This is a genomic window from Gluconobacter sp. P5E10, from assembly GCF_018812145.1.
Classification (GTDB): Bacteria; Pseudomonadota; Alphaproteobacteria; order Acetobacterales; family Acetobacteraceae; genus Gluconobacter; species Gluconobacter cerinus.
In genome coordinates this window covers 145,861-170,116 of record NZ_JACRVZ010000004.1, presented here as the reverse complement: position 1 = coordinate 170,116, position 24,256 = coordinate 145,861, and the positions used below count along the sequence as shown (strand labels likewise).

Below are 24,256 nucleotides of genomic sequence, written 5' to 3'. Positions count from 1 at the left end.
GGTTCGTAAAACGAATGGGTCAGGCGTTCTGCGTTCTTGTCATAGCCGGTCGTAACAAGATTGTTGAGGATAGAAAGTATACGTCTTGTTGCTACCGCTTAATGAAGACCGTTGTGCTTTTCCGCAAACACGAGACCAGTAAGCTGATCACTCTCACTTGCCTTCAGATGTTGCCAGTTTCAGCAATATTTTATGGAAGTTGGCGCTTGGCCCAGATAGCTCTGGCGTGCGTGATGCGAGAGAGATGCTGGCACGAGGCGAGGGGCCTTCGATGCGATGAAAAGTGGCTCCGTCAACATGGATCTGGCTGAGATAAGCTGGAACGATTGAAACCCCGAGGCCTGCGGCAACCATGGGAACCGTGGCTGCAATCTGTGGTGCGGATTGCCCGAAATGCGGGGTGAACCCGGCCTGCTGGCAGGCTGAAATAATGGCATCGTAAAAGCCTGGACCCAGAGTGCGGTCAAAGATCAGAAACGGCTCATTAGCGACATCCGTCAGTCTGAGTGTTCCGCGTTGAGAGAGCGGGTGCCCCTTCGGGACCGCGATCAATGTCGGTTCATCAAAGAGCGGATGGAGCGAAATCCCTGGGTCTGGAGCCGGAGGCCGCACAATCGCAATATCGACGCGGCTCTCGTTTAACGCCTCACACAATGCTGGCGTGTTGCTCTCCTCCAGCGTGATCTGAATCTCAGGCCATTTCTCCCGAAAGGCGCGAATGGCCTGTGGAATCAGGGGAAGGAGCGACACGGCACCAGCCATTCCAATGCGCAACCGTCCCTGTTCACCGCGTGCAAGACCCGTTGCCAGAAGGCGAAACTGATGTTCGAGCGTGAGAATTGTGCGAGCCTGCTCAACAAGTTGCTCGCCAGCATCCGTCAGAACCGCACCACGCCGCGATCGCTCGAACAGTTTGAGCCCGAGTTCAGTCTCAAGACTTTTGATCTGTTGGCTGAGAGGGGGCTGCTCGATATGCAGAACCTCGGCAGCACGCGTAAAGCTTCCGTGATCTGCAATGGCGATAAAGTAGCGAAGGTGGCGGAGATCCATAAATCCATACTAATTAGATATGGTATAGAGCTCAACTATATATTGGACGTCCGAAGCTTGAACGCGCACCCTCTGGTTAACGAACTCCGGAGGATCTCATGGTTTTCACTGTTGGACATTACCTTGCAGAACGGCTGACGCAGATCGGCCTCAAGCACCATTTCGCAGTTGCGGGCGATTATAATCTGATCTTGCTGGACCAGCTGATTGAGCATGGCGGCATGAAGCAGATCTATGACTGCAACGAGCTAAACTGTAGCTTTGCTGCAGAAGGCTACGCCCGGGCAAATGGAGCCGCCGCCGCGATCGTCACATTCAGCGTGGGGGCGATCTCGGCCATGAACGGCCTTGGTGGTGCTTATGCCGAAAACCTGCCGGTTATTCTGATCTCTGGCGCGCCAAACTCCAATGACCATGGTTCAGGACGTGTGCTGCATCACACGATTGGAACCACGGACTACAACTATCAGATGGAGATGGTGAAGCACGTCACCTGTGCTGCTGAGAGCATCACGTCCGCTGATAACGCCCCCGAGAAAATTGACCACGTCATTCGGACGGCACTGCGTGAGAAGAAGCCGGCTTATCTGGAAATCGCCTGTAATGTGGCGAATGCTCCCTGTGCGCGCCCAGGTCCGGTCTCGTCTCTGTTGGCTCACCTGACCCCAGACACGGACAGTCTGAACGCAGCTCTCGATGAGAGTGCAGCTTTTGTGGAGAAGGCCAACAAGGTTGTCATTTTGGTCGGCAGCAAGCTTCGTGCCAGCGATGCATTGGACGAAACGATTGCGCTGGCTGACAAGCTGGGTTGCGCTGTCACCGTCATGGCTGCAGCCAAAAGCTTCTTCCCCGAAACGCATCCGGGGTTCCGGGGTGTTTACTGGGGTGAAGTCAGCAGCCCCGGTGTCGAAGACGTGGTCAAGAGCGCGGATGTCGTCATTACGCTTGCGCCCGTCTGGAATGACTACTCCTCCGTTGGTTGGCGCGATCTGGTCCGCGGAGAGCGTGTCCTTGAAGTCGACCCTCATCGTGTCACGGTTGCAGGAAAAACCTTCGAAGGCTTCCGCCTGAAGGAATTCGTCACGGCCCTTACGGAGCGTGTTTCCAGCAAGCCTGCGTCTCTTGCAGCAGGGTACGCGCCTGTGAAGCTGCCAGTGGCCGATCAGGCCAAGCCACTGACGAACGATGAAATGACTCGCCAGATCAACGAACTTGTTGACGGCAAGACAACCCTTTTCGCTGAAACAGGCGACTCATGGTTTAACGCCATTCGCATGAACCTGCCTGAAGGGGCCAAGGTTGAGTCCGAAATGCAGTGGGGCCATATCGGATGGTCTGTCCCGTCCATGTTCGGAAATGCCATGGGCTCGCCGGAGAGGCAGCATGTCCTGATGGTGGGTGACGGGTCATTCCAGCTTACCGCGCAGGAAGTCGCGCAGATGGTGCGCTATGAGCTTCCGGTCATCATTTTCCTTATCAACAACTACGGTTACGTCATTGAGATCAAGATCCATGACGGTCCGTACAATTACATCCAGAACTGGGATTACGCTGCTCTGATCAACTGCTTCAATCAGGGGGTACCCGGTGAAGAAAGCGGAAAGTACGGCCTTGGCCTGCATGCCACGACCGGTGCTGAACTCGCCGAGGCAATTGAGAAGGCCAAGAAAAATACGCGTGGCCCGACCCTGATCGAGTGCAAACTTGATCGGACGGACTGCACAGAGACGCTGGTAGAATGGGGAAAATTTGTCGCTGCTGCGAATTCCCGCAAGCCTACGCTGAGCTGAAGAGTTGCGTTCGATCTGTTACTATTGAATGCCGTTGGATCTGGAGTGAATTCTTCAGATCCAACGGTTTTTTGTCGGAAGCTGTCCTAGGATACAGATTTCTGTTCAACCCACCCATCTTGAACCCGCTCAAAGAGCGGAGACGAAAAGCAGCTTAAGACAGGAAAAGAAAAACGATCTTTCCAGCGATTGCTTTGGGTCATGACACAAAGGGCTGCACAGGGGGAAACTCCCGCCGCAGCAAGAACATTCACGCCAGCCACGAGTGATTGTCCGGTGCTGACCACGTCATCAACAATAAAAATCTTTTGTGCCGACTTCAGAAGTGGCAGCAGATTGGGGTCCAGATAAAGATTTTTGACGTTATCCGGGCTGGTAATGGACGAAAGTGGCGCAGACAGCTCGTCGTCGTACCAGAATTTTCGAGACGTGCTTAATGGAACGTATCGCGCCAACCCGCATCCTCGGGCAACGGCGGCGGCCAGACCCAGGCCCAGGGTCGGCATGCCCACAATCAGATCCGGCTCCAGCGAACGAGCGATAGCCACCAGTTCACCAGAGAGAACGTCCATGACTTCGAAGGATGTCTGGTTCACCAGCAGCGATGAAACTGCCTGGTCCTTGCTCGGAAGAACCCGCAGGGGAAGATCGAGGTGCCGATTTCCTACCTGAACTCTGTAGCGATCTGTGTATGGGGGCTTCAGCGCTACATCCGGAGCAAAAGTCTGCCAGAAAGAGAGCGTGCTCAAGATGATAGCTCCACAAATCGAGAAAGCACCGTGACCGCTGTCTGCAGAACGGTTTCATCGAAATCAAACAGGCTGGCATGATGAGGCGCGGCAATATCGGAACCAAAAAGGCAATATCCAGCTTTGCCGCCCCGGTCCTGAACACGTTGCATCATAAATGTCGCGTCATCTCCACCACCAATAGGCCAGCTTTGAACAATACTGCCGCCGTTGGTGAAGCAGACAGCGTCTCGCAAGCGCTCCATCACGTCCGGGTCAGAGGCGGCACTTATGGCAGTCCCGTAAACGTCGATTGTGGCGTCAACGCCCTGTGTCAGTGCTGCGCCCTGCAAGGTTCGTCTCGCGCTTGCAGTAAGGCGCGCAAGACCTTCATGAGTTGACGCCCGCAACTCAAGCTCGAGATAGGCATGGTCCGCAATGACGTTCCGCGTTCGGCCGGCCTGCAAAAGCCCCACGTTAATTCGCGTGTCTGACTTGCCATCGCGGGGCAGGGCATAGAGACCGGGAATGGCAATTGCCGCAGCGAGAAGGGCGTTACGACCTTCTTCCGGACACATGGCCGCATGCGCAGCTTGCCCCGTGAAGGTTATGTTCCATTTTTCGGCCCAGAGAAAGCCGTCTGCTGTCAAAGCAATCTGCCCACTCGGTAACTGACAGCCGACATGAGCTGCGAGAAAAATATCTACATCATCCAGAAGGCCGCTTGAGACTATAGGTTGCGCTCCTCGGCCACCTTCTTCCGCAGGCTGGAAAATAAGCCTGAGGGTTCCTTTCCATTCGGCATTGGGATGCGACAGTTTTTCCGCAACGGCCAAGCCAATTGCCGTATGGCCATCGTGCCCGCATGCGTGCATCCGACCTTCGCATTTGGATGCGAAGCCATCCATAACAGGACGATGGTTCCCGGATGCACTTTCGTGAACGGGGAGAGCATCCATGTCGAAGCGAAGGGCCAGAACGGGGCCTGCACCACGCTTGATTTCTCCACAGACAGCGGTCTGCCCATCTGGCATTTTTTCGAGCCAGTAAGGGGCGGCCCCATTTGCTAATGCTGCATTTTGGGCGGAATGAATATCCTCTTGCGGCGGCAGTCCACGCACATCATCCATGCACATGATTTCGGGACCTACTCTGACAGAATATCCCAGTTCTGTCAGACGCGCTGCGACAATCGAGGCAGTACGGTATTCCAGGAAGGCCGTTTCAGGAAAGCTATGAAGATCGCGCCGCATGGCTGTGACTTCAGAGGGAAATGTCATCAAATGGTCTCCATGACCATGTTCGTGATGATTTCGCCTGTCATGCCGTCTGTAATGCCGAGATCTGTGACATGCGGTCCGGGATTACAGGCGAGGGACGCGCCTGTCACAAGTTTGATCATGGCCGTTGGGCCATCCCATGTTGTCGCTGCTGCGGCAGCATCACGTACTGCCGCGAATTGCTGACTGACAACACCCAGTTTTTCCGGAGATAGTAGGCCGCAGACGGGAAGTGGAACATGAGCGACAATTTGGCCATTTCGTGCAACGGCCATACCGCCGCCACTGGCTATAAGAGTATTGGCCACAAGCGCCATGTCCTCCCGGTTTCGGCCAAAAACTGCGAGGTTGTGACTGTCATGCAGGATGGTCGTTCCGATTGTGGCTGACCAGTCTCCCCAACCTTCAAGAACTCCAAGCCCAGGGGCATTATTTTCTCCGTAACGATTGAAAACAGCCATTAGCGCAGTATCAGGCGGCAGCGTGATGTGACCGTCTTTTACAGCGACGTCACGTTCTCCCCACTGGGTCGTCCGTGGGGTACGAACGGTCCGAATGCGGGCTTTGGAAACGTCAGGTACGGGTACCTGAAAATCTTTAGCCGTGACTAAAGAATGCTTTACGGTCTTGAGCGGGAGACCTGGAAGTTCGGCAGGAAGATCTGCCAGAAGTGTTCCGTGGGAGGCCGCATGGACGCCTGACGTGAACACTTCTAGGGGCGTGAAATCAGACAGGTTGTCGAAAATAACTAGATCAGCGCGGCGCCCAGCTGCCACCAAGCCGAGATCCCTACGTTCAAGGCGCATCGCTGCGTTAAAAGTGGCGCATCGCAGCACATCGAGCGGACGCATTCCCAGAGACACGAGGCATTTCAGGTGATGGACCATTCCGCCGCGGCGTGACAGGTCATCCGGGAAGACATCGTCTGTGCAGAGGGTAACGGTTTGAGGAACGCAGCCCAGTTCCTGAAAAGCGGCAACGGCTTCAGGTAAAATATTTTCATGCGAAACACGCAGTTCCAGCGTCATGCCAGACCGGAGCTTTTCCAGAATATCGGCTTTGCTTGTCAGTTCGTGATCTGACTCAATGCCTGCCGCCATGAAGGCCTGAAGATCCTGGCCCTTGAGGTTCCGGGCATGACCACACACAAATTTTTCACTACTAAGGCCGGCACTGACGATGCTGGTCATACGAGGTGAGCCATTGATGACGCCGCGCATGTCCATCACTTCAGCAACGCCAATCACTTCGGGCCAGGACAGCATTTCTGTCATGGCCGTAGCGTCAAAGGCTGCCCCTGATCGTTCCAGCCCGGGCGCAGATGGAACACAGGAGGGAGCTTCAACCAGAATGCGCAGAGGCAGGCCTTTGGTGGCTTCAATAGCCCACCTGACCCCGGCCAGGCCGCTCACATTCCCGATTTCGTGCGGGTCCCAGCAAATGGTTGTTGTTCCCTGCGGAACTACGGTTTGTGCGTAAACCCGAGGCGTGATCATCGAACTCTCGATGTGCATATGAGAGTCAATGAGGCCAGGTGCAATAACCGCCCCTTCAAGATCAAAAATTTTGAGAGCATCGTTTCGTTGGCCAGTTGGATGGGTGCTGGCAATCAGCGGACCCACTAATCCGACATCGGCGTCACGAAGCTCTCCGGTAGCCACATCAGCAATTTTGCCATTCCGGAGTAGAACATCAAATGGAGCCCGACCTGCTGCGGCATCCACCGCGCGTCTGCGCAACTCAGGTGAGGTGAGAGGCACCGTTACATCAACCATGCGTATTCATCCGGTTGGCTGCATCGACAAACGTCTGGACGAAACGCGGCGTATCGACTGTTGTGACAATCTTGACGGGGCGCTCACCAATATGAGGGCGCGTGCTGTCAGGCCATACATGGGCATACCCGTAATTGGGGCCATGCGTCAGATCAACCGTCATGTAAGCCGTCACGCTTTGTGTAATCAGAGCGGGATCCACAGCGATCGCGGCAGCCAGTTCGTCCCACATGGGCTGTGGGTGGAAATAGTGCTTCAGGTAGTCTGACAGCGGTCCCGGACGCTGGGTCGCGCGATCGCGGATTTCTGGTGTCATACGAATGGGGTTAGCGACTGAGCCGACAGAAATGACTTCCGGGAAGGGAGCTTCCAATGCGATGCTGGCGGCTTCCGGGTCAAACATGAAGTTAAAGTCGGTGTAGTAATCGGCGCTCTCTGTCACTTGGGAAAGATTACCGTCCACGATGGCTCCCATGAAGACCAGCCTGCGGCAGAGCGAGGCGAAGTCAGGGTCAAGCTTGATGGCCAGAGCAATGTTTGTCATGGGGCCAGCCGCGAGGACTGTGACCTCATGAGGATGTTCATGCACCTGTTTAATCAGGAAAAGTGCGGCAGTTTCCCGGGAGACAGCACGGGTCGGCTGTCCTTCTTTCAGGACTTTGACCGGAGGCTGGAGATCAGGAGCATCCCCGCGCCATGCACCTTTCCATGGCATTTTCCCGTTGGATTTTTCCCATGCCAGAAGACGTAAGCGTGAATTAACCAACGGTTGGGTCGCACCCGGTACGACCGGGAGCTCTGCTGGAGCAGAGGCAACCTCCAGAAAGCGGGACAGATGGGCAACGGCCTCGTTTTCCCAGCCATCCCCCACGACAACCGTAAACCCTAGAAGGGTTACTTTATCCGGCTGACCTAATAGCGGAATGACCGACTGAATGTTTGTTCCGCCCGGTCCGGCAAAATCATTGTCGATAATGACGTAATTCGGAGCAGATGTAGCGTGCGCGGGAATAGGCGCCAAGGCGGAGAGGCCAGCCAGAAAAGCTGAAAGGCAAAGTCTGGGAAACATGGGAAATATCCTCTCAGCCATGGTGGCCGTGCATCTGGGCGGAAACGACGAAGAACATGATGAAAATTACGCAAAGCCCCCACACAACTGGCGAAACGGCTCGGCCCCGGCCTGTGGCGAGAGCCATGGTCGCGTAGGAAAAGGTCCCTATGGCCATGCCGTTGATGAGGTTGCCGGTCAGGAGGGCAATGATGAACGTCAAAGCAGCCGGTGCGCTTTCTTTAAGATCTGACAGGTCCAGATGACGAACGCCCTGGAACATCATCATTCCCACCATAAGAAGCGATGGCGCTGTGGCCTGCGGCGGAATGATCATGAACAGAGGCCACAGGAAAAGTGCGGTGAAGAACCCTCCTGCTATCACCAATGCCGTCAGGCCTGTTCGGCCCCCCGCATGAACCCCTGTGATGGACTCTGAGTATACCGTTACGATGGACGTCCCCAGCATGGGGGCCAGAATACTGCCTGCTGCGTCTGTTATGAACGCCTCTCTGGCCCGCGGAATGCGACCGTCTTCGGACACCATTCCTGTAGCCGTTACGACGCCTAGCAGGTTGGCAAGCGTTCCAAAGAGTTCAGTGCACAGGAAAAAGAAAAGCATCGGCAGCACGTAGAAAATGTGATGCAGAAGGTAGAGCGGCTCAAGCTGGAACGCTGTCTCATGGGGCCAACGGGGCAGGGCAAAAATATGCGCGGGCCAGGTGGTGATGGTTCCACCTTTTCCGTTGGGGAGGAAGAGACCCACAATCGTTAGCGCAATGATCGAAATGATCAGAGATCCCGGCACACGTCTGGCGACAAGGACTGGCGTGAGAATAAACCCAGCCAGTGTCATAAGCACTTTGGGGCTGGTAATCGGGCCCATGGTGACGAACGTGGACGGGCTCGGCACGACAAACCCAGAGTTGCGCATTCCGATGAACATAATCACCAGACCCACCGCAACCTGAATACCGATCCGAAGGGTGTCAGGAATGTCGTGGGCAATACGCTCGCGGATGCGCGTCAGGCTCATGACCATGAAAATCAGGCCGGTCAGGCAGACGAGGGCGAGGGCAGCCTGCCAGGGAACGCCCATCTGTTTGACCAGAATGATTGCAAAGACGACGTTTGATCCCATGGCGGGCGCCACACCAAGGGGCAGATTTGCCATAAGGCCCATCAACGTCGTGCTGAAGACTGCAATCAGACATGTGGCACTCAAGACGCTTGCGCGGTCCATGCCAGCTTCTGCCATGATCATGGGATTGACTGCGACACAGTAGACCATGGCAGCGAAGGTTGTCAGGCCAGCGATGACCTCACGGCCAGCAGTTGTACCGCTGGCCGTGAGCCCGAAAAAACGATCCAGACGGGCTTGAAGCATCAGATCAAAGGTCAATCTTGGCCGTGACCAGAGCGGCGAAGCTTCCTGCGACGTAGTATGTCGGTGAACCCTGCGATGCGATGGTGCTGCCATAGATCCCACGTGCTGCGCGTGAGGATGCGGCGACCCCGGCGACCCCTGACAGGTACTTGTTATCGCCAACATTCATGAGGTTCAGCCTGATTTCCGGGTGTGTATGGAAGATCTTCGGAGCCCGATAGCCGAAGTTCATGTCTGCGTTGACATACCCTGGCATGGCCTGGTCATTCATGAAAGTTGAGAACTGTCGGCCTACGTACTTGACGGCAAAGCCTGCGAAATATGTTCCGTCATCATAATCCAGTCCTACGGAAGCCTGCACACTTGGGCTACGCACAGCGGTTTTTCCGGCAGTGGGCAGATAATCCGATCCGACCTGATAGTTGTTATCGATCGTCGCGTGCAGATATTCCGCCGAGACATATGGCCGCAGATGATGCCACAGGCGCAGTCCAAGTTCGATGTCGACCCCGCGTGACGTTTGGCCGCCCGCGTTGATGTTCTGGGTGATCTGCGCGTTGTTAATCGTAACCTGCGTAGATACCTGACGGTTGGTGAAGTTATAATTGAAGAAGGTGATAGACCCGCTCAGGATATCACCCTGATAACGGTATCCCAGTTCTTCCGAGATCGAATATTCGGTCTTCTGAGCGGGGTTCGCCTGCGTCGCCACTTTGCCAGTTGATGCACTGTACGTGTTGTAAAGCGCATTTAACGTCGGGGTACGGAAATTGGTCGCGACATCTGCAAAGATCTGGTTGTGACTGTCGATGCGATAACGCGCGCCAAGGTTTGGCGTTGCGACTGCCGCGTTCATGCTCGTGCGATACTGCGCGCCGGGGAGGTAGTTGTAACCGATACGGGTTACCATGGACTCCTTGATCCCCGCTTCAACACGCAAACGGTTGTGCAGTGCATTGAACGTGTCACCAAAGAACAAGGTGTTGACGCGTGTGATGGTCAGGTTGTCATAGCTGGCAAGACGCGTGCCATCGGATAGCTTCACATTCCCCAGATATCCCCAGACATTCGCCGGGCCACCATTTTCTCCTACCGCGCTGTAGGGATTGACCATGCGCTGTCTGGACCAGTCAAACCAGTATCCAAAGACAAGAGTGTGCTTGCCCACCGTATAATGCACTTTGGAAACAAGGCCCGGACGATAGACGTAAGGCGTGCCAAATGGCGTATACATCATCACCTTGTCATTAGTGGTGCCGTTACCATTGAGGTCAATGCTGTATTTCTGCGTCCCGGAATAGATGGCGTTCTCAGACAGAAGAGATGCTGAGGCGATCGTGCCTGAGTTCCAGTAAAAATATGGGGTGAAATCAAAGCCAAGCTTATCATTAACCACAATATTCTGCGGCGCACTCAGGATCAGGACCCGATATGGGCTCTGATGGAGTTTCCAGTATTTGGTGTCGGTCGGTGAAAAATCTTCGGTGTAGTTGGCACCACGCCCATATTGCTGCCAGGCAGCCAGGGACGGGCTCAGATAAGCAACCTTCATAGAATCATCGAATGTCAGCGCCACGGTGCTGCGGCTTCCATTGACCCAGTCTTTGACCAGTTTTGCATCAATGTGCTGCTTGTGATCGTCACCGGCGCCGCGGAAGTGCGGTTCTTCAAGATGAGACCAAGCCACGAAAGCCCGCATGCCAGTGTTGCCAATGTCACCGCTCTGAAGCCGGACATATTCGCGGTGCGTATTGTAGGAGCCGAACGAGCCCGCAATCGTTGCACCCATTTTGTGTGACGGATCAATCAGGTTCATCGTCACGATCCCACCAGATGCGCCAATGACCGGGGAGTCCAGATTGGCAGAGCCCTGCTGCATCGTCACTTCGTTGAGGTTCTCGGAATCTACCCATTCCGTTGGGAACGCCATGTAAGACCCGATGTCGTTCAGCGGCGCGCCTTCAACAGTGAAGCCGATCTGGTCACTGTTCATGCCACGGATCGTCATGTTGCCGCTGACCATGCCAAAGGGGTCAGCGCTTGCGACATTGGCGCCTGGCAAGTTACCCAGCAGTTTGAAGACGTTGGGAGTAGGAGCCTGCTTGGCGATATAGGCCTGCGTGATCTCGCTGCGTGATTTCGTGCCGTTCTGAGGAACCATGCGGCCACCAGCAACGGACTCTGCCGCCACCCGGATGACTTCAGGCCGGGAAGGAGCGGCTTTTACAGTCCTGCGCGTGGCTGGAGAATGGCGCTTCTCCCCGTCGTGTTTTGTATCTGCAACAGGAGCAGCGTAGGCTGCAACATAGAACATGTTGCCGATAAGGGCTGTACTCAGGAAGGTTGAAGCACGCATGGAAGAAGCTCTCAAACACTGCGGAGACGCCAGAAAGGCACGAAAATCCTGCAGACTGGCCACAAAACAGTGACTGAATCGGCAAAGACGTATTAGGTTGTTATAAGACGTCTTGGTATCGGGTTTTGATGCGCTCTTCAATCCAAAAGTGAAACGTTTTCTGGAATTTTTTCTCTATGCGTAACGCCGTCTTCTCGTCAGCCCTCGATACGAATGGCCCGACGCCGCTTTATCTTCAGGTCGGGCATCATATTTCCGGGCTGATTGGCAAGGACAGCCGTTTCATGGAGCGGCTTCCCTCTGAGGCTGAGCTGTGTCTGATGTACGGCGTAAGTCGCATCACCGTTCGGCAGGCGTTATCCTATCTGGCCGAGAGGGATGTTGTTGTCCGCCAGCACGGCCGCGGGACTTTTGTGGGGGCCTTGCATCGTCCAGGACGACAGAAAACCATTAATTCCTTTTTCGAAATTCTGGCTGGTAAAGGCCTAAGCCCCGAGATGACGCTTCTGGACTATCAGATGCGTCGCCCCCCAGAGGAAGTTGCCTCGGCTTTGTCGGTCAATGACGAGACATTGTTCATCCGGCGCGGCTATCGTTCGGACGAAGGACCTCTGGGCGTGACAGAAGTCTTCTATCCGGGACGGCTTGCACCACTCGTAACGCCAGAACTCGCTGCTTCCTTGACATCGACAGCAATCCTTCGGGATATTTTCAAGTTCCAGATTGCCCATGCAGACATTTCCATCGGTCTGTCTTACGCGTCTCCGGATGTCGCTCAATGGCTCGATGTCTCAGAAAAGTCCGCGCTGATGCGTATCAAGCGTGTGACAACATGCCTCGGAGAAGGTGCCTGTGAATATAGCCGACTGCTCGTGACGGAAGGGACTGCGGATTTTCGTATCGGTGCGGATGGTGAGATGATGAGTGAAGGCGTGCTGTGAGGGCAGGCCCAAGTCTGCCGCGTAACAAACATGTTGTGCATAGCGCATTGGCATTTGCTATGAATGTCCCATGAAACGGCGTCCGACCCGCAAAAAAAATCCTGCCAAGAGAGCTGCCGCCCCTTTGCGGCAGGACAGAAAAGCTCTTGTCCTGATTGTCAGCATTACATTCGCGTTGCTCGTTGGCGCTGCAGCATTCAGGACCTTCCTGACCTCACATCATACGACAGCAGTTGGCGGCCCTTACGCATTGATTGACGGGCAAGGACATCCCGTTAGTCAGTCAGATTTTGCAGGGCGTTATACCCTGATTTATTTTGGCTACACGCACTGTGTAGATGTCTGCCCTTTGACGCTTGAAACAGTTTCGTCAGCTCTCGATGAGCTCAGCGTGCAGGGTAAATCTGTAACTCCCATTTTCATCTCCGTTGATCCGACACGCGATACCCCGAAAGTCGTTGAGGATTACGTAGAAAATTTTTCCCCCAGGATCATCGGGCTGACAGGTACGGCTGCGCAGATTCAGCCTGTTATGGAAGCCTTTCACGTAAAGATGCAGCATCATTCTGGCATGGGGCCTGAATACCTGATTGACCACAGCTCGTTGCTCTACCTGATGGACGGTCGGAACCATCTGGTCGGAATGATACCGGTTGATTCCAGCGCACATCAGATAGCAACAGATTTAAAGCGTCTCTTGCCTGCTCACTCGTGATGCTTTCAAACGCGAGAGCTTTCCAGCCACTGCTATGCAGATCAGAGATATGCCCAACTCGGGTAAAAGAATGCCAAGGACGCAAAGCACCCCAATCGCAATCAGACCCATTTTAGACGATGGAAGAACGGGCGGCGCTCCAAATTCCCCGTCGGGCCTACGTTTAAGCCACAGGACTGTCGCGGCACAACTCATCAGCAGGAGGCCGAGGGCGACCAGAAGGTTGAGCAACTGGTTTGCCCAGCCGAACAGATGCCCCTCATGCGCTGCAACGCCATATCCTATGACACGGTCAATGGCTGCCTTCTGGGAGAAAGGCTCTCTCGCAATAATATGCCCGTCTCCCATCACTTTCACACTTTCCCTGAGAGGCCGGTTCTGGGCGTCGGATCTAACGGTCCAGACAGCATCAGATTCAGCTGGGGGCGTGATAAGAACAGGAGCGGCAAGGGAGAGCTTTTCTGCTGTTCGGGTCACATTATTCAGGCTATCCAAGTTCACCTGTGACGGCATATCCTCTGACATGTCCATTCCGGGCATATCTTCATGATGTGAGACCATTGGGTGGCCGGCTATCGTCTCTTGGGCCGGCACCGCTCCAATTTCCCAGTCTTTCACTGATGTGATGTGGCCGACAGTATTCTCCACAGAAAGAAGGGCATGTCCCCAGACATAAGACCAGGGAAGGCCCGATACCAGAAACAGCGTCAGTACGATGGAAACCCAGACGCCTGTCACAGCATGAAGATCCCTCCAGCGTGCCCGCCCAGTTTGAGTAAGGCGCGGATACAGCACACCAGCCAAGCCGCGTTGATTTCTCGGCCACCATAACCAGAGGCCCGACACCACAAGCACGATCGTCCATGACGCAACCATCTCCATGATAACTGAGCCCAGATTGCCCAGTAAAAGCTGCCCATGGAGTTTAAAAACTAATCGCTCAAACCGATCCTCTTCGAGCACGGTTTTCAGGACGGCATGGTGGTTCTGTTCCACATAAACTCGCACGACCTCACCATCGGCACCATTGACCAGAATGCGGGCAGCACTGTGTGGGGATGTAGGAAGTTCATATGCGAGAAAACTGCCACCGGGCACAGCTTTCAGAGCGGAATTGACGTCCTCTTGAGGCGATGAGGCTATTGCTGCTGGAAGGTGATCGTATTTCCAGTCAATCCATCCTTCGATTTGTGGTTTGAACAGGTAAATACTTCCTGTGAGACACAAAAGAGCGACAAAGGGCAGACAAAACAGTCCCGCAAAGAAATGCCATCGCCATACCGTAAGGCGGTCCGGGCCAAGGGAGGCCAGATAATGTTTCATATTCATGCGCATTACAGTTTTATCCGTACGCCGCCGAAATATGCCCGGGGGGAGCCCGCATAAATCGATCCAGTGCTATTCATCAGTGTGGCTGCCGTCGCTTCTTGCCCGTTTGCCTGTAACTGATCGCTGATATTTGTGGCGCCTGACACATAGGTCTGGTTCGTGACGTTCTGTACTTCGAAATACCAGTGCAGGCGATGCGCCCATCCCATCCGCGCGGGGGGATCGTAATGCATCTCCAGATTTAGAAGGGCATATCCGGGCGCTTTCAGGTAGTTGGCATTGTCTAGCCAATAGGCATCACGCCAGGTGACTTCTGCATATCCCCCAAGGCCCTCTAAAGGGCCAGAAGGCTGATCGTAAAGGAAACGGGCATTCAGGAAGTTGGGAATGACGCCCGGGATGTATTTTCCCTTCCGGCTGAAACCCTTTGAGGCAGTGCTATTGGAAAGAACTTCCGTATAGTTTGTGTAGACCTGATTATCGTAAGTGTAGCTGAGCGAGATCCGTCCACCGGGCAGGGTATGGGGAAGAGGTTTCCAGTCAGCCCCTAAAACAATGCCTCGATGCTGTGAGGCAGGAGCGTTGAATGTATAGGCCCCAACGGCGTTGACGCCTGCAGACTGATTGACGAGTTCATTGTTATAAAACTCGTAAAATCCTGTGACCTGAAGATGTGTTATGGCTGTAGGGTGCCAGTCTGCGCCGAGGTCAACTCCGACACTCGTCTGGCTCTTCAGTTGCGTATTATTTCCATATTGCCCTTGGGGCGTGATGAAGAAATTGGAAGATGACGGTGTGCCATAAGCCGTGCCAACGCGTGTATGGAAAGTCCAGTGTTCGCTCGGATCATAAATCAGAGCACCTTCAGGCGCGAGATTGAAGTAGAACCGGTTGGCGGTGACGTATTGGCTGTTCATGCCAGATGCTGAATATCCATATAACGTCTCAGTGGCGCCGATATCTGAGTATGTACCTCCTAGTCCAACAACAGCATGCCAACCGGGTGCAAAGTGCCAGTCTTCCTGGAAACGTGCGCCGATATTTGACTGATGTCCGTAGGAAGCAGAACTCATGGCACCCCGCGTGGCACCGCCTAACGGCATGACGTTGTACGTCTGATATCCGTAGTCGAGATAATCAAAACTCAGTCCGCCGAATGTATCGAGGGATGTTGCCCCGATCCGGGCGTGATTGGTAACGTCGCTGCTGACGTTATAGGAGTTGTAGGGGCCTACGAAAGACGTTGGTGAGGTGGGTTGGTCTACGTGGCGCTGATCGTATGTGAACTGGTTGCGCCAGGTCGTCTGTTCATTAAAATCATGCTCCCAACGGAGGCCTGTAACGGTACGGCGATCAAAGCGACCCAGACCAGCAGCCTCGGGACTCATGGCAACTTTGCCGCCATACCGACCATTAACCAGCAGGTTCACAGAAGCGCACCCAGCGCGGGAATTGGATGTATTGTAACACCCATTCTGATAAGGATTTGCGTGATACTGGTTCAAAGATAGGCGAACAGGTAGGGACGCGTCTGTCACGTTGTTGACGAACTTCAGGATGAGACGGTCTGAAGATGTCAGATTGACCCTAAGTCGGACGTTTTCTGTTGACGTATTGTAGCGACTGTTAGCGATAAACCCATTTCCACGGACATCGCTCGCGAATACCATAAGGTCATAACGCTGGTTTCCAAGTCCGAGCGTCGCGTAGTTGTTAAACATACCGAAGCTGCCGAAATCCGATCCTAATTCCAGCCCGTGGATGTCCGTGCCCTTGCGGGTTCGGAAATTGATTGCACCATTGATCGCATAATTTCCGTAAAGGGTAGACGCTGGCCCTTCAAACACGTCCACCCCCTGATAAGCATGGGGGTCAATCAGATCGGCTCTTGCGGTGCCGTCTGGTTGCGTCATGGGAAAGCCGTCTTCCAGCACCTGCAGGTTTTTTAGCCCATAGGATTGCCGATCTCCCGACCCGCGAACAGAAACGACTGTATCACGCGGGCCATTGCCTTGGGTGAAACTGACGCCTGGAATGGTAACCACCATGTCTGCGACGCTTTGTCCCACCTGATTACCAAAATTGCTGCGGTCTGAACTGTAAGTCGTCTGCCCGGCCGGATGGCTCGTCGCCGGCGCATGATTGGCTGCCGTGACGGTAATAACTTCTGGTTTGGTAAGAGGTGAGGATTGTTTAGGGAGAGATTGAGGTTTGCGGCGATTGTCTTTGAGAGACGTACCTCTCTCATGCCGGAAGGGGGCAGATATGGCAGGAGAGAAGCAGAGGACGGCGCAGGTCATCACGCCTGCAAGCAGGTGAGAAGAGCGATACATAGAGTGAGGCATTGGTCTGAACCTGGATAGACAGCACGAAAACCCGCGTGCGTTTTGCAGGCGAGTGGCTTTTGCAGTTCAGATTAGACGGGAGGGCCCTGGGGGCATTGAGAGGTGCGTTCGGGACTAGGTGGCCCGCGAATTGGCGCAAACATCCAGACGCGGTGAACGAATGCCATGCTCAACGCTATGAGCGTGCAGAAAGCGATTGTTAGCTGGAAAAGATCCAGAGCATCCGACAGCAGGAACGCATCGTCCTGCTGAGTATTCTGATGATGATGTGTGCCTGGATCGGACGAGGCATCCTGCGGCGAACAGAAAATGCTTAATTTTTTGAGTTCGTTTAAGGAATCGTCAACGACTGACGACGTCGTTACAAGGCTACCAAACGTCAGGCGTGCCAATAAGGCAAGCAGAACCAAGGGCCAAAAGCCCAATAGATATGCTGAGTTCCTGATCCGGCGATCCATACCGGATGTGCTACTCTCTCTTTCCGGCTCTGACCAGATGGCTGCGTAATATTTCCGTTCAAGGCCTGTCGGTGAGCGTATCAGAGAGTTTCTGGGCCTTTGCCAGTGCCTGTCTGGTTGTAATGGCAGAAAGCCCAAGGCCAAGAATTGCTGAAGCCACCATGCCCAAGGCGGCGCCCATAGTGCCAAGATATGGCATCAGAACAGCAAGCGTTGCGAACAAAACCCCTGTTCGAGCAATGCGAACCTGAAGTGCCCGGCCTGCGTGGCCAGTCGCAATAAGGGCGGGTTCAAAGCTTACGCCTATAAGGTCCAGCGAGGCGGCAATGCCAAGCGTCACGAGTAGAGGGAAGGCGGTTAAATAAGCATGTCCGGCCACTAACTGAAGAACCGGACGTCCCCCGGCCGCTAAAGCTACTGCTATAACCACCGTTACAACGATTGCGAGACCAGTCGAACGGCGAAGTAATAGTCTTATATTATCAGCTTCCTGACTGGCATGAGCACGGGCAAGCTCTGGCAATACCGCTCGGGAGAACATTTCTGATACGCGGACAAGTGCCTGGCTGAGCTGATACGCCAAGCGGTAATGGCCTGCGTCAGTGGCACCTGTAAAAATACCAACAAGCAGTAGTACGATATTATTGCAGCCTGTCCCGATGATTGAATTCAGATTTGTAAGCCAGGTGAAACGCCAAATCCCGGGGTTCTCTCGCGGGGCTCGCCACCCTTGCCGGAGATCACTCATGCGAAGAGATCGTGGCATGGTCCACAGGACGCACACCCAGTAAGCAATCGCTGTAATAATATCGGCGATAGCCCAAGCGATAAGAAAGCCTGTGACTGTTGGATTCCACAAGGTTGCGGCAATCGCACCAATAAACCGTGCGATCGGGGTAACAGCATCAGCCATGGCTCCTACACCGAAACGGTCGTGCAGCCGCAGCAGACCAACAGCGGTGGACCGGACTGACAGTAGGATAACAAAGCAGAACGCAAGTGCGGCATTGGACAGGGCGTTGGACCAACCAAGCAGTGGGCCCAGAAGAGTAACCCCGCCCCATGAAATGAGGCATCCGGCTATGCCCCCAGACACATCAAGGCCGATACAGAATCCTGTAAGGCGCGAAAGGGCGCGTTCATCCTGTGCCGTTACATGACGCACGCCATACCGGATAATAATTTGCCACGTCTGAAAACTGACGAACGCAGCGATGGCCTGGGCTGTGCTGAACACGAGTGTGAACTGGCCAAAACCTTCGCTCTTCAGCGTTCGAACGGCCAGTCCCAGATAAATCAGACTCAGAACTGCGCCAACGCCTTTGCCTGCCAGGAGCCATGCAAGATTTGACAGCGTACGTTTCAGTAATCCGTTTTCTCGTGACATGGTATTCAATGGTGCTTGCTTACCAAATGAGAGAAAACTATATATTTAGACATGAAGAACGTTGCATTTCTGTACATTGCTGAATCTTATCAGTGTTATCACGCTGCGGCAATTGCGCTGGAATTAGCTCAATCTGATAAAGTCAATATTACAAACTTTTACAACGATCCGGAAACACCATATCACCTAGAAAGAGTTCGTTACGCGGCGGGAGCTCCTGAAATGGAGTATCGGCCACTTCGTCGATCATTGCCGACCGCTGCGATGCAGTCCATCCGTATTCTGGGAATGTTCAAGGATATGGTGTTGCGCGATAATGCTGCGGAGCTGGATCGATACGATGCCATTGTAACGGTTGAGGATACTGTCGCTTCCGCGAGGCGACTTGGTATTTCGTCTCCTCAATTGATCTATATTCCACATGGCTGCGGTGATCGTGCGCGTGGCTTCACCAGCGAAGTCAAAGCATTTGATTACGTTCTTCTGTCGGGCCAAAAATCGGCTCAAAGAATGCTGGAAAACGCGCTGATCAAGCCTGAAAATCACTCGGTGATCGGATCAGTCAAGCTTGAAACCTGCAAGCTCTTTCCCGATGTAACACGGTTCTTTTCCATTCAACGCCCAACGGTGCTTTACAATGCTCATAAGGCGAGGGGGCTGTCATCCTGGAAACGGTTTATTGAGCCTCTGCTTGAGCAGTTTTCCGAGCAGTCTGATTTTAATTTGATTGTTGCGCCGCATACAAAGATGTTCAGGCGGCGCAGGCAATCAGTTCGGGATAGCTGGAATGAGCGAAGCAATTCTCAAATACTGATCGACACTGGATCTGAGCGCTGTGTCGATATGACGTACACATCTGCCGCTGATATTTACGTAGGAGATGTGAGTAGTCAGGTTTACGAATTTCTGGAGACGCCTCGGCCGTGCGTTTTCCTGAATGCTCATCAGATTGATTGGCGAAACAACCCTGATTTTGCGCACTGGCACTTCGGAGATGTCGTGGATGACCCCAAGGATCTTCTAAATGTCATCCGCGCCGCGCCCGAACGTCATAGACTGTATCGTGACCGCCAGAAAGAGATGGCTGACAAGTCGCTCGGCGATCGTTCTCCGGGCGCAGCACGTCGTGGCGCAAATGTTATCCGAGGTCTCTTGAACCGCTAATAGCGGCGTTTAGTCCAGTCGCACAGAAGGTCGTACAAAACCCTCCACCCAATCCGAATAACAAGAGATCAGACCGCGATAGAGGCCAAAAATTTCGACTTGATGCTTTCTGTAGAGCATTAGGTGTCCAAGCCTCGCTGACAAACCATGAGATACGCCGCCACCCCACACGGTGCCTCCGGGGAGCGCTGCCCAGCCGTTGTATTTCCCCAAGGCGACAATGGCGCCCTTGTTATGAAAGATACAGGCTGGAACCTTCTGGCCCTTTTCGATCCAGGCGGGCAGGTAACGTGCGAGATGCCGAGCCTGCTGTCTGGCAACCTGCGCGGTTGCGGGAAGGGGATCGTTCTCGATGAATGAGCAATCTCCCATGGCAAAGATCCTGTCATCTGCGATTGAAGACAGGTTTGGATTGACCAGGATCTGCCCAGTTTTATTCAGAGCAAGACCGCCGTAAGTTGTCGTAACTTCGGGAGCCTTTACACCTGCAGCCCAGACCCGGAGTTTTGCCGAGACTTGAGATCCGTCCTTTAGGATGAAACCTGTTGAGTTTGCCCCCGCGACACGTGCTGATGTTCGAACCGTTACCCCAATCCGTTCCAGTTCCTGTTGGGCGGCTGCGGACACTGATTCCGGAAAGGCCGGAAGAATACGTGGCCCTGACTGGAGGAGAGTCACACGCAGTTTCGGTGGCGGTTTGCCAAAAGCATGGAGGTTATAAGGCCCGACTATTTCGAGTGCTTTGTGTAATTCTGCGGCGAGTTGGGTGCCCGTTGCTCCGCCGCCAACAATTGCAATATCCAGTTCCGAATTATTCGCGAATGATCGTAGAAGCTCCATTCGGAATTTTTCATTGAAAGCATTTGCTTCGACCAGGTTATCAATGGAAAGACAGTGTTCCTTGACGCCTGGTGTGCCGAAATCATTGGCGCAACTACCAATAGCGATGACTATGGTGTCATACTTAATGGTTCGGCTTTCCAATACTACCGTCCCATCGGAAGCATGAAGAGGGCTGAGGACAACTTCATGCTTTTCTCGATCAAGTGATACAACTTCTCCCGGCCAGAACTCGAAATGATGACCGCTGGCCTGAGTGATGAAATTGATACGATCGTTTTCGTTTCCCACCGTGCCTGACGCAAAGCAGTGGAGCATTGGCTTCCAAACATGGGAAAAGCTTTTGTCGATCAGCGTGATGCGGGCTTTTCCCGGTTTTCCCATGGCTTTTCCAAGCCGCGTCGCCAGAGCCAGGCCTGCAACGCCACCACCAACAATCAGAATTTCAGATTTAGACGCCATTGATTTTCTCGCCCCCTTTATAGGAGTCAGGCACAAGGAAGTGATACAGAACATTTCCGGGGAGAGTAGAAGCCGGATGAACTGGCCACGAACGTTGTGGTGGACATTAGAATTTTTTGAAATTCTAGAAAGTAATATTCTGGTGATTTCATATTTATGGCGCGAGGCTTATTGCGGATACACAATTCTTTACTTTGATTAAATCGAAATACAAACCTATTTTTTTGATAAAATATATGTGAAATTAGAATATATATTTCTATTATTTGCGATTATTTTTGTGCAAATTCATCGTGGGTGATTGTTTTATCGATAAAAGACAGCATTCTTTTCCGTCTTTGACTGTGCAAAGGGTTGCCTGTCTTTCCTTCTAAAGGAAACATGTCGCGAGAATGATTTCCCTGATTCAAAAATCATACATCTTCGTTTTTCTACAGGCAGCGCTCTCATGCTGAAGCGAGGAGGATTATCTTTTGAGTGGAGCAAACGACTAATGAAAAACGATGGATGCATCGTTTTCTAAGTCATCCACGAGCTTCAAAATTGTGGTGTGTGTGAACCTAAATAGGGCTTTGAGAGAGGCTTTATCCGCTCTTGATTAAGTTTTTCGCCTAAACAATCTTGGCATCGTTAATGCAACATGAAAATCTATTGACAGAGATTTAATTCCTATCCCGTAATAAGAATACAAAAAATCTTTCGGGGGAGTAGTGAAGAGATGACGTCGAATGAGAGACTTTGCTCTGAATTATGGCCGAAGTTTTTCCCTTTTTAAGCCCCCCCCGACTGCATCGATGAGCCTGACGCATTGATGCAGTTATGACGTCTTCGGATCACCGCCCCGAGACCCTGTCTCATGAAGTTTTATGTGAACCGCGAAAATCTCTCCTAACTGATCAGGATAACAGTTCGTGAAAAAACGCCTTCAGCACGCTCTCGCACTTTCTGGGGTCTTGCTCAGTAGTGTCTGCGCATTTTCCTTGTCTCAGGCGCATGCGCAATCCCAGGAGGCATTGTCTTCCAGCCCGATTTTATTACCTGTTCCCGCGCACATGACTTTGAGCGACCGGTCCGTTCCATTTCAAGGTGTGAAGATTGTTTGGGACGGAAAAGCCACAGCTCTTGAACAGCGAGCCGTGGCCCGGTTTCTCGGTCGGCTGGAAAAATTACAGGGCGGTTCAGATAACACCGAACCCAAAACCGTCCTGCATATTCGAGCCGGGCAGGACCCTGCTTATCTGACGGTAAATGAACGGGAAGGATACAGTCTGTCCGTAAAGGGGCAGAACATTCAACTTGAGGCAGGTGGACCGGCAGGGGTGATCCACGGCCTCGCTACTCTTCTGCAACTTGTGCAGGCAGGTCCGTCAGGGCGCCAGATTGCTGAGGGCGATATTCAGGATGCCCCGCGGTTTTCCTGGCGTGGCCTCATGATTGATGTCTCCCGACATTTCATGTCTGTCGAGACTATGGAGCGCCAGCTTGATGCGATGGAACTCACAAAGCTCAACGTTCTACACTGGCATCTGAGTGATGGAACCGGCTTCCGGATCCAGAGCCTTCGTTACCCGAAGCTTCAGGATGTTGGCGCCCATCACCAGTATTATACGCAATCCCAAGTGCGAAGCATTGTTCAATATGCTGCCGATCGTGGGATCAGGGTGGTTCCAGAGATCGATATTCCAGGCCATACGCTTTCTCTCTTGCAAGCCTATCCAGAGCTAGCCGCGCAACAACCCGTGCTCGTGACTGATGCTGCGGGCAGAGCATGTACGACGAGTTCAGCGGATGGGCAGACAACGACGAACTGTAGCCGCAGGCCCAATCTGAATAATGCGGCACTGAACCCGGTCAGTCCTCAGGTGATTGATTTTGCAGCAAATCTCTATGCTGAGATCGGAAGGCTTTTTCCGGATCGCTATATCCATTCGGGTGGGGACGAGGTTCAGGATCAGCAGTGGCTGGATAACCCGGCGATCGTCTCTTACATGAAGGCCAATGGCTATAAAGATGTCCCAGCGCTTCAGGCAGCCTTCACGGCCAAGATTGAAAAGGCTTTGGCCGCGCAAGGCAAGATCATGATGGGGTGGGACGAAGTTAGCGAAGCGCCCATTCCGAAAGATGTTGTGGTTGAAGTCTGGCGAAATGCGAAATGGACTGGATCTGCCACGAAGGCTGGCCACCCGGTAGTTGTGTCTGCCGGATACTATCTGGATCTTCTGTACTCTTCAGCCAACCACTATGCCGTTGATCCGGATGCGACGCGCCCGGCTAATATAAGCGCTGAAGACGCCGAGCGGCTGCGTCATCAAACGTTGGATCGCCTAGAACGTGCCTTTGCTCCAGATCCGGATATGGCGCCTCTGGACGAAGCCCAACGCAAGCTGGTCCTCGGCGGGGAAGCGCCGTTGTGGGCGGAAATTGTATCTGATGAGATGCTGGATGCACGGCTATGGCCGCGTTCGGCAGCGATTGCTGAGCGCTTCTGGTCGCCGGAAACAGTTCAGGATGTTGACGATTTGTATCGTAGGCTTCCCGTTGTCATGAATGAACTCGAGAGCACGGGCCTTCTTGCGCGCGAGCATACGGACCGGATGATTGCAGAACTCACACCGAGCAACATTACTCCACTTACGGTGCTAACGTCCGTCACTGTGCCGGTGCAGAACTATGCGTTGAACCATTTGGCAGCCCCCACAGGGGATGCGATGCTCAAAAGTCCAGCCTCTATTGCTTCGCCGGATAGCTTCAAGGCCATAGAATTCAACGCTCTGGCAAAGCGCTATGCCGCAGGGGACAAAAGTGCCGCCGCTCAGCTTCGAGCCTCCTTGAGTGTCTGGGCAGCTAATGATGCAGCTTATGAACAAGTTGCGACGACGCCTCAGCTCCAGTTGGCTGAGCCTGTCTCTAAGCAGCTCTCTCAATTGGCACTGATCGGGCTGGAGGCAATGGAACCTGGAGCTCATAATCGTGCCTGGCACAAAAAGGCTCAGCAGTTGCTGGCGGAACAGGATTTGACGTTGATCGACCCGACAAGCTTTGCAGGAAAGGAGCGCGTTATTCCGCCGAGCGGTTTGCTGATTGCTATCGTTCCAGGAATTCACGCACTGGTTCAAAGCGCCAGGTAAGGTTTGCTATTTCCGGCGCAACGGGGTTCATACCCAGCGCCGGATTAAGTCGTCTGTTTCTATTATGGTCGTG

At 53.5% G+C, this 24,256-nt stretch carries 16 protein-coding genes; 5 read left to right on the top strand and 11 right to left on the bottom strand.

All coding sequences use genetic code 11. The features are described from left to right. Nucleotides 1-153: 153 nt before the first annotated feature. Nucleotides 154-1,050 carry a LysR family transcriptional regulator gene (locus tag KP707_RS09540; RefSeq protein WP_099212929.1) on the bottom strand — a complete coding sequence of 299 codons (897 nt, stop codon included), beginning with the start codon at nt 1,048-1,050 and terminating at the stop codon, nt 154-156. Between the two features lie 98 nt (nt 1,051-1,148). Here KP707_RS09540 and KP707_RS09535 point away from each other — a divergent pair, with 98 nt between their 5' ends. Further along, nucleotides 1,149-2,840, top strand: a complete 1,692-nt coding sequence (locus tag KP707_RS09535) for an alpha-keto acid decarboxylase family protein (RefSeq protein WP_211503069.1) — start codon at nt 1,149-1,151, stop codon at nt 2,838-2,840. An 86-nt stretch (nt 2,841-2,926) separates the two neighbouring features. Here the strand turns inward: KP707_RS09535 and KP707_RS09530 are convergent, their stop codons facing one another. From KP707_RS09530 to KP707_RS09505, 6 genes are read right to left on the bottom strand one after another with little or no spacing between them, the layout of a single operon-like run. Then, nucleotides 2,927-3,589: a phosphoribosyltransferase gene (locus KP707_RS09530; RefSeq protein WP_211503070.1), complete on the bottom strand. Its 663-nt coding sequence runs from the start codon at nt 3,587-3,589 to the stop codon at nt 2,927-2,929. Beyond that, nucleotides 3,586-4,848, bottom strand: a complete 1,263-nt coding sequence (locus KP707_RS09525; protein ID WP_211503071.1) for an amidohydrolase — start codon at nt 4,846-4,848, stop codon at nt 3,586-3,588. Before KP707_RS09525 ends, KP707_RS09530 begins: the two co-directional genes overlap by 4 nt. After that, nucleotides 4,848-6,623 carry an adenine deaminase gene (locus KP707_RS09520; RefSeq protein WP_211503072.1) on the bottom strand — a complete coding sequence of 592 codons (1,776 nt, stop codon included), beginning with the start codon at nt 6,621-6,623 and terminating at the stop codon, nt 4,848-4,850. The genes KP707_RS09525 and KP707_RS09520 overlap by 1 nt, the downstream gene beginning before the upstream one ends. After that, nucleotides 6,616-7,692, bottom strand: coding sequence for a nucleoside hydrolase (locus KP707_RS09515; RefSeq protein ID WP_211503073.1), 1,077 nt, complete (start codon nt 7,690-7,692; stop codon nt 6,616-6,618). The genes KP707_RS09520 and KP707_RS09515 overlap by 8 nt, the downstream gene beginning before the upstream one ends. A gap of 13 nt (nt 7,693-7,705) precedes the next feature. After that, complete coding sequence (locus KP707_RS09510) at nt 7,706-9,058, bottom strand: NCS2 family permease (protein ID WP_211503074.1); 1,353 nt, start codon at nt 9,056-9,058, stop codon at nt 7,706-7,708. A 4-nt stretch (nt 9,059-9,062) separates the two neighbouring features. After that, nucleotides 9,063-11,414: a TonB-dependent receptor gene (locus KP707_RS09505; RefSeq protein ID WP_211503075.1), complete on the bottom strand. Its 2,352-nt coding sequence runs from the start codon at nt 11,412-11,414 to the stop codon at nt 9,063-9,065. A gap of 176 nt (nt 11,415-11,590) precedes the next feature. On the opposite strand from KP707_RS09505, the gene KP707_RS09500 reads away from it, so the two are divergent. Both KP707_RS09500 and KP707_RS09495 read left to right on the top strand, forming a co-directional pair. Then, nucleotides 11,591-12,355 (top strand): GntR family transcriptional regulator, encoded by a 765-nt coding sequence (locus tag KP707_RS09500; RefSeq protein WP_211503076.1) that lies wholly within the window; start codon nt 11,591-11,593, stop codon nt 12,353-12,355. A gap of 70 nt (nt 12,356-12,425) precedes the next feature. Further along, entirely contained in the window at nt 12,426-13,070 is a 645-nt protein-coding gene (locus KP707_RS09495; protein ID WP_211503077.1) for an SCO family protein, read from the top strand. Here KP707_RS09495 and KP707_RS09490 read toward each other — a convergent pair. The 3 genes from KP707_RS09490 to KP707_RS09480 form a co-directional block, all read right to left on the bottom strand. Beyond that, nucleotides 13,041-14,399, bottom strand: coding sequence for a PepSY domain-containing protein (locus tag KP707_RS09490; protein ID WP_211503078.1), 1,359 nt, complete (start codon nt 14,397-14,399; stop codon nt 13,041-13,043). The two genes, KP707_RS09495 and KP707_RS09490, sit on opposite strands and share 30 nt — an antisense overlap. A 5-nt stretch (nt 14,400-14,404) precedes the next feature. Next, entirely contained in the window at nt 14,405-16,744 is a 2,340-nt protein-coding gene (locus KP707_RS09485; RefSeq protein WP_211503079.1) for a TonB-dependent receptor domain-containing protein, read from the bottom strand. 516 nt (nt 16,745-17,260) lie between these two features. Then, nucleotides 17,261-18,589 carry a lipopolysaccharide biosynthesis protein gene (locus KP707_RS09480; protein ID WP_211503080.1) on the bottom strand — a complete coding sequence of 443 codons (1,329 nt, stop codon included), beginning with the start codon at nt 18,587-18,589 and terminating at the stop codon, nt 17,261-17,263. Nucleotides 18,590-18,811: 222 nt separating this feature from the next. Here KP707_RS09480 and KP707_RS09475 point away from each other — a divergent pair, with 222 nt between their 5' ends. Then, complete coding sequence (locus tag KP707_RS09475) at nt 18,812-19,753, top strand: CDP-glycerol glycerophosphotransferase family protein (protein WP_249202914.1); 942 nt, start codon at nt 18,812-18,814, stop codon at nt 19,751-19,753. Between the two features lie 9 nt (nt 19,754-19,762). Here the strand turns inward: KP707_RS09475 and KP707_RS09470 are convergent, their stop codons facing one another. After that, nucleotides 19,763-21,055: an NAD(P)/FAD-dependent oxidoreductase gene (locus KP707_RS09470; RefSeq protein ID WP_099212942.1), complete on the bottom strand. Its 1,293-nt coding sequence runs from the start codon at nt 21,053-21,055 to the stop codon at nt 19,763-19,765. 911 nt (nt 21,056-21,966) lie between these two features. Here KP707_RS09470 and KP707_RS09465 point away from each other — a divergent pair. Next, nucleotides 21,967-24,183, top strand: coding sequence for a family 20 glycosylhydrolase (locus tag KP707_RS09465; RefSeq protein WP_211503082.1), 2,217 nt, complete (start codon nt 21,967-21,969; stop codon nt 24,181-24,183). The last annotated feature ends 73 nt before the right edge of the window (nt 24,184-24,256 follow it).

Coding starts and splice junctions, on each gene's coding strand:
- KP707_RS09540 (WP_099212929.1), bottom strand. CDS start 1,050: ATGGATCTCCGCCACCTTCGCTACTTTATCGCCATTGCAGATCACGGA.
- KP707_RS09535 (WP_211503069.1), top strand. CDS start 1,149: ATGGTTTTCACTGTTGGACATTACCTTGCAGAACGGCTGACGCAGATC.
- KP707_RS09525 (WP_211503071.1), bottom strand. CDS start 4,848: ATGACATTTCCCTCTGAAGTCACAGCCATGCGGCGCGATCTTCATAGC.
- KP707_RS09520 (WP_211503072.1), bottom strand. CDS start 6,623: ATGGTTGATGTAACGGTGCCTCTCACCTCACCTGAGTTGCGCAGACGC.
- KP707_RS09515 (WP_211503073.1), bottom strand. CDS start 7,692: ATGTTTCCCAGACTTTGCCTTTCAGCTTTTCTGGCTGGCCTCTCCGCC.
- KP707_RS09510 (WP_211503074.1), bottom strand. CDS start 9,058: ATGCTTCAAGCCCGTCTGGATCGTTTTTTCGGGCTCACGGCCAGCGGT.
- KP707_RS09505 (WP_211503075.1), bottom strand. CDS start 11,414: ATGCGTGCTTCAACCTTCCTGAGTACAGCCCTTATCGGCAACATGTTC.
- KP707_RS09500 (WP_211503076.1), top strand. CDS start 11,591: ATGCGTAACGCCGTCTTCTCGTCAGCCCTCGATACGAATGGCCCGACG.
- KP707_RS09495 (WP_211503077.1), top strand. CDS start 12,426: ATGAAACGGCGTCCGACCCGCAAAAAAAATCCTGCCAAGAGAGCTGCC.
- KP707_RS09490 (WP_211503078.1), bottom strand. CDS start 14,399: ATGAATATGAAACATTATCTGGCCTCCCTTGGCCCGGACCGCCTTACG.
- KP707_RS09485 (WP_211503079.1), bottom strand. CDS start 16,744: ATGCCTCACTCTATGTATCGCTCTTCTCACCTGCTTGCAGGCGTGATG.
- KP707_RS09480 (WP_211503080.1), bottom strand. CDS start 18,589: ATGTCACGAGAAAACGGATTACTGAAACGTACGCTGTCAAATCTTGCA.
- KP707_RS09475 (WP_249202914.1), top strand. CDS start 18,812: ATGGAGTATCGGCCACTTCGTCGATCATTGCCGACCGCTGCGATGCAG.
- KP707_RS09470 (WP_099212942.1), bottom strand. CDS start 21,055: ATGGCGTCTAAATCTGAAATTCTGATTGTTGGTGGTGGCGTTGCAGGC.